This is a genomic window from Pseudoduganella namucuonensis (assembly GCF_900116645.1).
Taxonomy (GTDB): Bacteria; Pseudomonadota; Gammaproteobacteria; order Burkholderiales; family Burkholderiaceae_D; genus Rugamonas; species Rugamonas namucuonensis.
On sequence record NZ_FPBO01000011.1, the window covers coordinates 85,285 to 97,911 of the forward strand.

Below are 12,627 nucleotides of genomic sequence, written 5' to 3' on the forward strand. Positions count from 1 at the left end.
AGGGTTCGTCCCGTAGGTCTGTCCCCGGTTTGAAGTCCAGAGGTAAGCAATGAAACAAGCAATCCGATACGCGGCGGCAGTCGCGCTGGCCGCGCTGGCCACCTTTTCCCAGGCCGCCCAGGTGGGCGTGCACGACCCCGTCATGGCCAGGGAGGGCGGCAAGTACTACGTCTTCAGCACCGGTCCCGGCATCACCTTCTACAGCTCCACCAACATGAAGGACTGGAAGCCGGAAGGCCGCGTCTTCCCCGGCCATCCCGCCTGGGCCAAGAACGCCGCCCCCAGCTTCGACGGCCACATCTGGGCGCCGGACATCCAGCACTTCAACGGCAAGTACTACCTTTACTATTCCGTCTCCGGCTTCGGCAAGGTGACCTCCGGCATCGGCGTCACCATCAACAAGACGCTGGACCCGGGCTCCCCCGATTACAAATGGGAAGACCAGGGCATGATCCTGCAATCGGTGCCGGGGCGGGACCTGTGGAACGCCATCGACTCCAACATCGTGGAGGACGCCAAAGGGCAGGGCTGGATGAGCTTTGGCTCCTTCTGGTCCGGCCTCAAGCTGGTGAAGCTGAACGCCGACCGCACCAGGCTCGCCGAGCCGCAGGAATGGCACACCATCGCCGCCCGCGCGCGTCCCGCCTTCACGCCGGACGAATCCGGCGGCCCGGCGGAGATCGAGGCGCCGTTCATCTTCAAGAAGAACGGCTATTACTACCTGTTCGCCTCCTGGGGCCTGTGCTGCCAGAAGGAGAAGAGCACCTACCACGTGGTGGTCGGCCGTTCGAAGAAAGTGGCCGGCCCCTACCTGGACAAGAGCGGCAAGGGCATGGTGCAGGGCGGCGGTTCGCTCGTCATCGAAGGCAACAAGGACTGGAAGGGCCTGGGCCACAACAGCGCCTACACCTTCGACGGCAAGGACTACATGGTGTTGCACGCCTACGAGACCGCCGACAAGTATGAACAGAAGCTGAAAATCATGGAAATGAAATGGGACAAGGACGGCTGGCCGACGGTCGATCCGGAAGACCTCAACCGCTACCAGAGCAAACTGCTGCCCAAATGAACACACCCCAACCCCGCCTGGCGCTGCGCCGTATCGCCTTCGCCGCGGCGCTCGCCCTGGGCGCCGCCATCCCGGCCGCCGCCGCCGACCTGTTCCCGCTGTCCGATGTGCGCCTGCTGCCCGGCCCCTTCCTGGAGGCCCAGCAGACCGACATGCAATACCTGTTGGCGCTGGAGCCGGACAAACTGCTCGCTCCCTTCCTGCGCGAGGCCGGCCTGCCGCCCCGCAACGCGAGCTACGGCAATTGGGAATCGACGGGCCTGGACGGCCACCTCGGCGGCCACTACCTGTCCGCCCTGGCGCTGATGTACGGCTCCACCGGCGACACCGAGGTCCTGCACCGCCTGAACTACTTTGTCGCGGAACTCAAGCGCGCGCAGGAAAAGAACGGGGACGGCTACATCGGCGGCATCCCCGGCGGCAAGGACGCGTGGAAGGCGATCGCCGAGGGCAAGCTCCAGGCCGACAACTTCTCCGTCAACGGCAAGTGGGTCCCCTGGTACAACCTGCACAAGGTGTACGCCGGCCTGTACGACGCCTGGCGCCTGGCCGGCAACCAGGAGGCGCGCGGGATGCTGGTCGCCCTGTCCGACTGGGCGCTGGAGCTGAGCGGCAAGCTCACGCCGGAACAGATGCAGCTGATGCTGCGCAGCGAGCATGGCGGCATGAACGAGGTGTTCGCCCAGGTCGCCGAGATGACCGGCGATAAAAAGTACCTCGAGCTGGCCATCAAGTTTTCGCACCAGGCCATCCTGCAGCCGCTGGAGCAAAAGCGGGACAAGCTCACCGGCCTGCACGCCAACACGCAGATCCCCAAGGTGATCGGCTTCAAGCGCATCGGCGACATGACGCACGACCCGAAATGGCAGGAGGCCGCGCGCTTCTTCTGGCAGACCGTGCGCGACAACCGCACCGTGGCCATCGGCGGCAACAGCGTCAAGGAGCACTTCCACGACGACAAGGACTACAGCTCCATGGTCCAGGAAGTGGAAGGCCCCGAGACCTGCAACACCTACAATATGCTCAAGCTCACCGGGCTGCTGTTCCAGGGCGACCAGAACGGCCGCTACGGCGACTACTACGAGCGCGCGCTGTACAACCACATCCTGTCCTCGCAGCGGCCGGACACCGGCGGCTTCGTCTACTTCACGCCCATGCGGCCCAACCACTACCGCGTCTACTCGCAGGTGGACAAGGGCATGTGGTGCTGCGTGGGCTCGGGCATCGAGAGCCACGCCAAGTACGGTGAATTCATCTACGCGCACGAGGGCGACGCGCTGTTCGTCAACCTCTTCATCCCGTCCACGCTGGACTGGAAGGAGAAGGGTGTGCAACTGCGCCAGGAAACCCTGTTCCCGGACGAGGACCGCACCCGCATCACCGTCGACGGCGATGGCGCCTTCACGATGAAAATACGCTACCCCGAATGGGTGGCGCCGGGCGCGCTGCGGATCAGCGTCAACGGCAAGCCGGTGAAGGTGGACGCGGCGCCGGGCGGCTACGCCGGCATCGCCCGCCACTGGCGCGCGGGGGACAAGGTGGAGGTCCGCCTGCCGATGAAGACCCGCCTCGAACAGATGCCGGACAAGTCCAACTACTACGCGGTGCTGCACGGCCCCATCGTGCTGGCCGCGAAGACGCAGCCCTTCGCCGGCGAAAAGCTGAACTACTTCTCGGACGATTCGCGCATGGGCCACATCGCCCAGGGCCAGGTTTGCCCGCTGGAGGCGGCGCCGCTGCTGGTGAGCGACACCAAGTCCTTCATGAACCGCTTCAAGCCGGTGCCGGGACAGCCGCTGACCTTTACCGCGCCGGGACTGGTGCAGGGCAAGGGCGCGGAGTCGATCCGCTTCATCCCATTCTTCCGCCTGCACGACTCGCGCTACATGATCTACTGGCAGCACGCCACGCCGGCCAACATGTCCGTGATGCGCGCCAACACAGCGAAGGCCGAGGCCGAGCGCCTGGCGCTGGACGCGCGGACCATCGACCAGGTGGCGCCCGGCGAGCAGCAGCCCGAGTCCGACCACTTCTTCAAGGGCGAGGGCGCGGACGCCGGCATCAACAAGGGCCGCCACTGGCGGGACGCCAGCAAGTGGTTCAGCTACGAGCTGACGGACAAGGAGGGCAAGGCCAGGACGCTGCGGCTGGCGTTCTCGCGCGCGGACGCGGGGCGCAAGTTCGACATCATCGTCAACGGCGCGCTGCTGCAGAGCGTGGAACTGAAGGGGGACGCGCCGGAGGAAATCTACACTCGCGATTTCGCGGTGCCCGAGGGGCTGGGACAGAAACTCACGGTGCGGTTCGAGGCGCGGCCGGGTTCCAAGGCGGGGGGCTTGTACGGCTTGCGCCTGCTGCGCTGAAAGGCGCTACCGAGCGTCGTCCGTGATGAACAAGGACGGCGCTTCGGGATCGCCTATTGTGTTTGTCCAGCCGACTTTCTTTCGTCTACCGATACCGACTGCCAAATGGTGTACAGATGCCGCTTATATGCGGCATTTTCTGGAAGCAGAAGGGCCCGGTCAAACGTGTGCGTGCCACCAAACGGCGCCTGTCCCGGCAACTTCACCAACGATTCACCGCGCACCGCTAATTTGGTTGGTCCTTCCCTCAGCACAACCTTGATGGTCGAGCTGTCAACGCCGCCGCCGCAGAATAGCTGGTAGGGCAGGGACACCTCGGTAACGCCGTCATTGTTCAAATCCGTAAAGCTCACGGCCGACTTGAAGAACGACGCCTCGGAATCCAGTTCCCGACAGTCCACAAAATCGTGAACCTTCCACTCGACAGTCCATCTCCCTGGGCGGCGCAGGTGGTAGGTTCCGTTGAGTTCTATACGTCCGAACCTGCCGGAGCGTGGATTTGTGGGGGCGGGCATGGCCTTGCGGTCCAACACCAGCAGGTGCTCGCCTTTGGCATCCATGGTGAGATACGCACTGATGAGTGCGCCGTCAGACGATATCCTTTTCCTCCGCTCCTAAAATACTTCCAGCGGGCGAACGACTCGGCTCCGGGAACTACCTCGAAAGCCGGAAGATGCACAACGAGATTCAGTTTTCGCAGTTAAATCTCATTCAAATATGAACGGACCACTTACTTTGTTATACGTATTGTAAAAATAAGTTTCCTGCCCGTCGAGAATGATCTCAGCTTCTACTTTTCCCCATTTGGCTTTTTTTGAAGGTTAAACAATGCCGGTCTGTTGAATCGTTACCAAATTTTTCGGAAACGAACGGTTTACTTCCGTAAAATCAAGAGTGATGAAGTGTTTAGTGTAGGTGCCTTGGCCGACAAGGATGACCATGCGTTTTGTTTCAGTCTTTCCTGTTTGACTTGGCCGTCTTGGTAGACGTTCACGCGAGATGTTGGTCATCATTTCTGACATGATGGAGATGGTCCCCACCCTGCTTGTCAACTTGATCCTTGGCAGAGAGTAGCATTTCGTTATTCAAAAGGAGTTTTTCAGCGGTTTCGCGCAGCTTGCCATCCCATCGAATGAATAAAGCATGTAGTAAAGTAATTTGATTTAATCATGGTTTCTCATCGAATGGAGATTGTCACGTCCAACAGTGAGCGAGCAGCGGCTAATTTAGATGAGTCGCACGTCTTCTTGTGCAAGTTAATTTTGTCGGTGACGAGCTCCATCGTGCTCAAGCAGCGGCCGATGGGTAGGTCTGATGCCTAACCCTGCACAGTATCCCATTGCCAAATGGTTGCGCCATACTCGGAGGCCACCTCTGGCATTGCCTCACCAGCGTTGAAGTGGCGACGGGAGTTCATATGCGCTGGAGTAAAATAGAAGCCGCTCTGGGGACAAAGCTGACCGGCCGGAACTCGGATAACCGTGGCGTTGCTTTCTGCATTGTCTTCTTCGTTACTTTCATACTCCCCGGGTACCACTTCGACGAACACCCACTCACATGGCTCATATTTGAACGCATGTCGTGCGACCAGACTTGGTGCCAAACTTGCCTTTTTAAGGGAGCGTTCAAGGAAAGAGTCGCTTTGTAATCCAGCGTCATTTAAATTTGCCTTGACGAAATTGAACATCTTGTCATCGCTTGCCCATAGATCAGATCTGCCAACCTCTCTCAAAGCAGCCAACCCCAGACCGTTAAATGTGGCACAGTCAAGCAATTCTCCGCCAGGATTGCCAGCCCAAGCGAATTGGGGACTGCCGTTGGCATCGCTTTGTGGGACATATACTCCAGTTACCGGTGGTGCCTTACCCGACATACCGTTAATGTCGGGTCGAAGGCGAAGCTTTGGCAACTGTGGGATTTGCTTGGCGTAAGCACACCATGCTAGATGGAGACGAAAGTCATCCCACCCGTGTTGTGGATAGTTTCTCTGGACGGTGGAGTCTATCTGGCCGGCATGATCTGAAATTTCTTGGAATTTTTTGTTGAACACGGCCTCTTCATCTGGCGTGGCCCAGTCCATCGAGTATTCGGCAAGCCCACGGGCGCAGTAATTTGCATCGGTGATGCTGTATACGTCAGATCCGCGTCGGGCAATATTCTTGGATATGGATTTTTGAAAATCCACAAGGAGTTGCCAAGCGTGGTTTCCCCAATTTTGAGATGTGTTGCGATATCCCCACTGTTTATTTATTAAAAGATCGTCGCGTCGTTGAGTATTTGCTTTGTCGAGCGTTGCATCCGTGAATTCGATCAGATCATTTATCCGTGCCTGAAGGTTTTCAAGAAACTCAAGTGATGAGAAATGATAAAGCAGCGCTATTTGTTTTTTTTGCCAATGGCCGAGTTCATGCGTAATTTTCATATTGTTTGTCGTCCTGCGTAGGAATTGCTTGTTAAGGCTGGCCACTCAGGGTTGTCGCCTGACCAGGTAACGTGGGGAGGCCTATACGGTCTGGCATGCCCGCGCCGCCAAAATCGGAATATCCCCAACCTGTGTCAAATGGTCCGCTAATACTTGGGTGATTGATTGACTCCCTGATGCCAACGTAAGAGCTTTGCTTTTCTTTGGGAAGCTTATAGAACGCTTCTTGGCTAAGAGGGCGCTGCAGCCGGTCTTTACGGCTTCCGCCTAGCTCGTAGTAACGCATGACATCATTTCTTGTGTCGTTGCGTGCTACGTTAAAGACGATCTGCTCCCATCCGCCCTCCAAATGTATGTTTTCCAAGCTTTCTTTGACTTGGCTAGAGGCTTTTCCCCGCCATACCTTTAATGTCTCTCCGGGCTTCACATCATAGATAACGAACTGCCCATTTACGTTCCAGTCCGGCCACACAGCTAAGTGCTTTCGCCATGCAGCACGTGGATTTGGCGCGCTTTGTATCTCCCGATACACTGCCTCGCTAACCCAGCAATCGCTCATTGCCCGGCTGTTTGGCGACAATACTCGGTAGAGACGGGCAGGTCCTTTGATCTCAACGGCGGCCAGATCGTGGAAGGATTCCACATTGTGCTTCTGTAGCGGCGGCCACCCATCCTTAACCGCGTCGTCAACGGAACTCTTCAATTTAGCATATTGTGCAGGAGGGAACTTTCCATTACTCCCTTTGCTAAGCCATTCCGGCAATGGCTCAGCATTGCGCATCAGTGTAACCGCCGCAGACTCTGGCAAGCCGCCACGGTAATGGATGTTATTGACGTTCACGATACCGTGCTGCTTGGCAATCGATTCCCTCTCCAGGCGCATGATAATCGTATCCAGGATATCTTGCACTGGCCTCAGCGCCTTCGCAAGGTAGTCGTCTGCCACTTCACGTATTTTTCTGACCTGCTCCAGACACGCACGCGCCTTTGCTCCGGCAGATGGAATCAGGCTGACCTTATCCGTCAACTGTTGAAGTAGCGTAATCCCCCGGTCGAATGCTTTGAGCAGCGCGCCGATGTTGACCTTCCCTCGTAGGTCTTTGATCTGGATGGCCAGCCACTTGAACACCTCGTCGACGCGAAGTTGTTTCAAGTATTTTTGCACGTCGCGGCGTCGCAGGAAGGTGATTACCCACGTCATGGCCATATCGACGGCCTTGATCGTGGCGTCGCCACCCATGCGCCGGACAAATGCAAAAAAGATCTTCAATACACCTTTGACCAGCGAGCCCAAGGTGGGGAAAAGCCCAATCAAAGTAAGTGCCAACGCGACCCAAGCCCACGTATCCTTGACGTCCTGACGCAGTTTATTGCAGTTCGCGATCAGGTCCCTCACATCGCATACCTGATCGACCAGCGGAATCATGGAGATCGCCGCATCCATGACAATTTGGCCGGTTGATCGTTCTTCATTGAAGTCGCCTTGTATCGCTTCCCAAAACCAGATAAACGGATTGGTGCCTGGGTCTTCTGCTTTAGGCTGATCGTTGGTGAGCCAGGCCAGGGCGTCCCGTAGTTGGGTGGTATTAATTTCGGCCATTCATCGCTTTCGATTATGCATTTGCCAAGTCTTCCAATGGCGAGGCAGGCTTGTCCTGCTCGGGGACGCGTGGCTTGTAGACAATTTTCTTCACGGGCTTGTTGAGCACGTTTTCATGGCGTGCCTTGCCGGTCTTGTCGAGCAAGCCGGTGAGCGGTGCGCCTTGCTCGAAGTGAATTTCGTACTCAACGTCGGCGATGCCCTCGGCGGTTTCTGGATCGATATAGTTCAACGCGATCCAATGAGTCGGCTCCGCACTCAGGCCCGTGGGAAGTTTGGGGAGCTCCGCAGCCCCGCGCGCACCGCCGTCGAAGACGTGCTGTCCGCCCTTGACGGTGAAATTGCCGGGACAGGCAAACGTGATATTCCCGCCATCCAGCGTGATGCTGGACTCGCCCGCCTGCAGCACGATCTTCTGGCTCGCCTTGATCTCGATTCCCTCGTTGACCGAGATAACCGTGATCTCCTTGTCCGCCAAAATCTCCAACTGGTCCGTGTGCGCTTGCAGCGACACCGGGCCATTGCCCGCGAACGCCTGCACGCCCCCCGCGTGGCTGTAGAAGCCCGCCGAGTTGCCCGCCACCGACGCCACCGTGTGCGCGGCGGCCAGGTGCAGGTCGCCCTGCGTGGTCCATTGCAGCTGCTTGCCCGCGAACAGCACGGTGGAGGCGGGCGTGGCCCAGTTGACGCTGGAGGGCGCGTCCATCAGCACCAGTGGAGCGCCGAACTTCTCCACCGGCTGCGCGTTGTCCGGCTCGCGCGTATCGGCCAGCGACTTCACGGCCTGCTGGCCGTTGACGGCGCCCCCGTGCTTGCCTTTCTCCTTCGGATCGATCTGCGCGATGAAGTCCTTCAGTGCGTCCGCGGCGTCCGCGCTGGCGAGCGCCTGCTGCTTGACGGCTTGCTCCGCCAGCCGCTTGCCCAGCTCCCCGGCCGCTTTCATACGTCCGAGCGCGTCGGCCGCGTCGAGCTGGGTGGACGTGATGCCGCTACCCTTGGCGTTGCGCGCGCTGGTGGTGAGCAGCACGCCTTCGCCGCCGCGCACCACCGCCCAGGCGTCGGTGCGCAGTTCGAAGCCGGATCCGCGATAGGCGCCGCGCTGCGCCGAGCCAGGCGCCTGCTGGATCAGGTAGCCGAGGTTGAGTTGCGTGGCGGCGCCGCTGGTGGCCAGGCGCGTGCGCACCTGCTTGGGCGTGTCGTCCAGCTGCCACTGGCTGTAGCCGCCGCCGTCGAAGTTGTGGCTGTGGATGCCGGACAGTGTGCCCGCGTGGTTGACGCCCGAGTCCACGCCGGCCGCGAACGGCGGCGCGTCGGCGCCGGTGTAGAGCTGCGCCACCACCACGGGCCGGTCCATGTCGCCTTCGATGAAGGCCACCAGCACCTCGGTGCCGATGCGCGGCGTGAACTGCGAGCCCCAGTTGGGTCCCGCCAGCGCCTCGGCCACGCGCACCCAGGCGCCGGCGCGCTCGTCGCCGGGGGCGCTGCCCTTGGTGTCCGTGTTGTGCCGCATGCCGCCCGCGCTGGCGCCTTCGCCGCGCTGCCAGGGGAATTGCACGCGTACCTGGTGGTCGCGGTTGGTGGTCGACACGCTGTCGGCCAGGCCCACCACGACCGCCGTTTGCGGGCCGAGCGCCGTGCTAGCGTGCGGCGCGGCCGTCGCCTCGGGGACGATGGCGACCGCCTCGCGCACGCAGCCGAAGCTGTTGCGGTAGGTACCAGGCTCCACGCCGTACTGCGGGCCGCCCGCGATGGCGGACCGGTAGTTGTTGCGCGCCTCGTGCTCCACCCACAGCACCTTGAATCGGTTGGCGCCGTCGGGGTAGCGTTCGTGCTGTGTGAGCTGGAAGCCGTGGCCGTGGGCCAGCCGCCGCACCGCGCCGCCGCCCTCGAACACCTTGTTGCGCAACTCCAGCGCCTGCAGCATCAGGGCGCTGTGCGGGTCGGCCGGCCCGTGGCCGGTCCGGGCGCCGGTCGCGATGCGTTCGCCGCTGCCGTCGTAGATGGCCAAGGCGGGCAATTCGCCCGCGTCCAGGCTGGATCGCTGCTCGGCCGATGGCGCCAGCAATTGCGCCGGGTCCCAGCTGGCGATGCCGATGGCGTTCGGCCGCAGCTCGCGGCGCGCCGCGAAACGGTCGATGGCGTCGTCGGCCTCGGTGGCGCGCACGCCGTGGAAGCGGATCTCGACGCCGCCCGGCGTGGCGGGCGCCGCGGCGGCGCCGTCGAAGAAGACAACCTTGTGCCTGGCCTGGCCGTCGCCGCCGCCGCCGCCATCGTCATCGTCCTCGCCTACCGGATCGTGCTCGAAGCGCCAGCTCAGGCCCTCGGAGGCCAGCAGGCGCTGGAGGAATTCGAAGTCGCTTTCGCGGTACTGGGTGCAGATGGGCCGCGGCGCCAGTTCCCGCGTGATGTCGAACTCGAATCGCACCAACGGATAGTCCGCCAGCAGCTCGGTCAGGATGTCCCGCGCGCTCTTGTCCTGGAAGATGTAGCTGTCGCGGCGCAGGCGCAGCAGGGCCAGCGCCGGCTCCAGCAGCAGCCGGTAGCGGGCGACGCCGCCGTCCGCGCCCAGCCAGGCCGCCTCGGTGCAGACGCCGTGCCAGGCGCGCCGGCCGCCGTCCGGCTGCAGCAGCGAGACGGTGAGTTCCTCGCCGATGAACTGGTCCAGCTCCAGATTGGTCGAGGTGCTGAGCGCGTGCACCTCGAACGCATACAGTTCGTTGACGGCTTCGCGCGCGCTGAAGTGCTCGGGCATCAGCGATTCCGGCAGGGCGCGGTCCTGCGCGCCGGCCAGCGTGATCAGCCGCTCATGCTGGCTCAGGCCCGTGCCGAACGGGCCGGGCGCGGCGGATAGGTCGGACACCAGCCGCATCAGGGCAGGGTGATGGTCAGGTTGGCGACGCGCGGCGCCATCTTGACGACATCGTTGTAGGCGTGCAGGCGCTCGTCCGTGTGGCGGCCCAGCGAGGTGCGCAGGCCGATGTAGCCCAGCACGCACACCAGCGCGAACACGGAGCACAGCACCCACACCGGCAGGTCGCTGCGCAGCTTGTGGACGATCTGGTCGGGCCGCTCGGCGTGCGGCGCGAAGCCGCCGCGCTTGCCCTTGAACTGCGCGATCTCGTCGCCCAGGCGGCTGGTGAGATAGGTCAGCTTTTCCGAGCCCTCGAGGATGTAGCGGCCCTGGAAGCCCAGCAGCAAACACATATGGAACACCTCCAGCGCCTGCAGGTGCGCGGCGCCGCGCGCGCGCAGCGATTCCAGGCGGTTGTAGAAGTTCTCGCCGGCCAGCTGGTCGCCGAACAGCTGCAGTTGCAGGGGGCGCACTTCCCAGGCGTCGCGGATCGAGTAGTTCGAGCGCAGGATGATCTCGTCCACCGTGGCGCAGAAGGCGTATTTGGCGGCGTCGATGTCGTCGGCGGAGGCGCCGTGCTTGCGCGCGCTGCGGCCGAACTCGTCCAGGAACTGCGTCATCCTGGCCGCGAATTCGGTGTTGTCCAGCGGGCCGCTGCCGTTCTTCAGCATGAACAGGGCGTAGAAGCCGTCATACATCAGGTCCTGCAGCGTTTGCGGTTTGTTAGAGGCCGGCGCCGGCGCGGCCGCCGGACCGGCGGAGAACAGCGAGGGCGCGAGTGATGGGGTGGCCATGGTGTTCATGGTGACGGGTCTCTCAGGAGGTGACGGCCAGCAGCTCCAGCTTCAGCTCGCGCAGGCCGGATGGCACATAGATGGAAATGGATTGGGCCTGCAGCATGCGTTCGTACATCTGGCCCTTGCTCTCGATGACGAAGTAGCAGGCGTCCGGCCGCACGGGGATCGCCGCCGGCACCTGCGGCGCGTGCTGCAGCCGCACGCCCGGCATGGCCGACAGCACGAACTTCTCCACGTCGTCCGGCGCGCCGATCTTGAAGCGCAGCGGCACCACGTCCACCAGTTCCACGGCAGGCAGGTCGGCCGAGACGGCGACGTAGAAGGTGGTCTTGTCGTCGATCTTGCCGGAGTCCAGCATGCCGTGGTGGTAGGAGGGCTTGACCTCGTTGAGCGCGATGGCGAAGTACTTGGACGAGATCACCGTGTCCAACAGCTCGCGGATGATCGTGTGCAGCCGCGCGAACGCGGGGCCGGGATCGGCGTGCTGGTAGGGCGGCAGGTCGGACAGGGTCCAGCTCTTCGAGAACGTCATCAGCGCGCCGGCCAGCGACAGCAGCTGTTCGTACAGCCGCTCCGGGTGCAGCAGCGGGTGGTGGAAGTAGTGCGTCAGGCCCGCGAAGGCGGAGCTGGCGGTGTGCAGCAGCCAGAACGAGGACATGTCGCCGGAGCGGAACTCGATCACGTGGCGGCTCGGTTCGCGGTGGTGGCCCTGCAGCGCGGCCACCTTGGCCTGCAGCGCGTCGATCAGGCGGCGCAGCTGCAGGAACAGCTGCGGCGCGGCGCGGATCGACAGCGACGGCGGCACGAAGGCCGGGTCCAGTTCGAAGCCGCCGCTGGCCGCGCGGCGCAGGCGCAGCAGCGGGAAATGGGTGTAGGAGTCGCGCGGCTCGTGCTCCGGCACCAGGCGCACGGCCTTGGTCAGGTAGCTCAGCTGCGCCTCGGCCGCCTGGGTGTACAGGTCGGGCGTGTCCTGGTTGGACTGGATGAATCGCACGCCACTATTGGTGGCGTTTCCCGCTTGCCCGGCCATGCCGAAATTGCCCCCGAAGGGCTTGAAGGCGGGCAGGGCGGCGTGGAAGGTCACGCTCTGCTGGTTCTGCGGCAACTGGCCCAGGTCCACCGTGTCCGGCAGCGCGTCGGCGCCGGGCGCGTCGTACAGCTCGCCGTCCTGGAAGCGCAATGACAGCTCCAGCAGGCGCAGCGTGTTGTTGGCCAGCGCCTCCCGGTCGATCTCGATCTGGTTCACGCCCCAGGCGTAGGGATGCAGCGCCTTCACGCTCTCGTGCAGCCGCTGCTCGTGGTAGCGGTCCTGCTGCTGGAAGTGCTGGGGCCGCAGGAACAGGCCCTCACCCCATAGTACTTTGCTAGTCATCTTATCAAAAGAGAAATTTTTAAAAGTGCCAGAACACTAACATTTCTCAAAGAAACTTGTCGCGAGCGAGCGCGTCAATCGTGCGCGCTGAAAAAAGGCGGTATTGCCGCGCCGAATTCAATCGAACGCGCGAAAAAATAAATTTCTGATAAC

Annotated in this window: 9 protein-coding genes; 2 read left to right on the top strand and 7 right to left on the bottom strand. The window is 62.0% G+C overall.

Annotation, left to right across the window (positions count from 1 at the left end; all coding sequences use genetic code 11):
* The first annotated feature begins 49 nt into the window (after positions 1 to 49).
* Positions 50 to 1,069 carry an arabinan endo-1,5-alpha-L-arabinosidase gene (locus BM436_RS13805; protein ID WP_093556110.1) on the top strand — a complete coding sequence of 340 codons (1,020 nt, stop codon included), beginning with the start codon at positions 50 to 52 and terminating at the stop codon, positions 1,067 to 1,069.
* Positions 1,066 to 3,432 (top strand): glycoside hydrolase family 127 protein, encoded by a 2,367-nt coding sequence (locus BM436_RS13810; RefSeq protein WP_093556111.1) that lies wholly within the window; start codon positions 1,066 to 1,068, stop codon positions 3,430 to 3,432. Before BM436_RS13805 ends, BM436_RS13810 begins: the two co-directional genes overlap by 4 nt.
* Positions 3,433 to 3,485: 53 nt before the next feature.
* Here the strand turns inward: BM436_RS13810 and BM436_RS13815 are convergent, their stop codons facing one another.
* The 7 genes from BM436_RS13815 to tssK all read right to left on the bottom strand — a co-directional run bounded on the left by BM436_RS13815 (position 3,486) and on the right by tssK (position 12,474).
* Positions 3,486 to 3,992 (bottom strand): M949_RS01915 family surface polysaccharide biosynthesis protein, encoded by a 507-nt coding sequence (locus BM436_RS13815; RefSeq protein ID WP_093556112.1) that lies wholly within the window; start codon positions 3,990 to 3,992, stop codon positions 3,486 to 3,488.
* A gap of 261 nt (positions 3,993 to 4,253) precedes the next feature.
* The gene (locus tag BM436_RS36185) at positions 4,254 to 4,445 is read right to left on the bottom strand and encodes a hypothetical protein (RefSeq protein WP_143133119.1); all 192 of its coding nucleotides are present in this window, start codon (positions 4,443 to 4,445) and stop codon (positions 4,254 to 4,256) included.
* A 305-nt stretch (positions 4,446 to 4,750) separates the two neighbouring features.
* Positions 4,751 to 5,854, bottom strand: a complete 1,104-nt coding sequence (locus BM436_RS13820; RefSeq protein WP_093556113.1) for a hypothetical protein — start codon at positions 5,852 to 5,854, stop codon at positions 4,751 to 4,753.
* A gap of 31 nt (positions 5,855 to 5,885) precedes the next feature.
* Positions 5,886 to 7,454, bottom strand: coding sequence for a hypothetical protein (locus BM436_RS13825; RefSeq protein WP_177307182.1), 1,569 nt, complete (start codon positions 7,452 to 7,454; stop codon positions 5,886 to 5,888).
* A gap of 13 nt (positions 7,455 to 7,467) precedes the next feature.
* Positions 7,468 to 10,323 (bottom strand): type VI secretion system Vgr family protein, encoded by a 2,856-nt coding sequence (locus BM436_RS13830; RefSeq protein WP_093556114.1) that lies wholly within the window; start codon positions 10,321 to 10,323, stop codon positions 7,468 to 7,470.
* Entirely contained in the window at positions 10,323 to 11,108 is a 786-nt protein-coding gene (gene icmH, locus BM436_RS13835) for a type IVB secretion system protein IcmH/DotU (RefSeq protein ID WP_093556115.1), read from the bottom strand. Before icmH ends, BM436_RS13830 begins: the two co-directional genes overlap by 1 nt.
* Positions 11,109 to 11,121: 13 nt before the next feature.
* Positions 11,122 to 12,474: a type VI secretion system baseplate subunit TssK gene (gene tssK, locus BM436_RS13840; RefSeq protein WP_093556116.1), complete on the bottom strand. Its 1,353-nt coding sequence runs from the start codon at positions 12,472 to 12,474 to the stop codon at positions 11,122 to 11,124.
* Positions 12,475 to 12,627 lie beyond the last annotated feature (153 nt).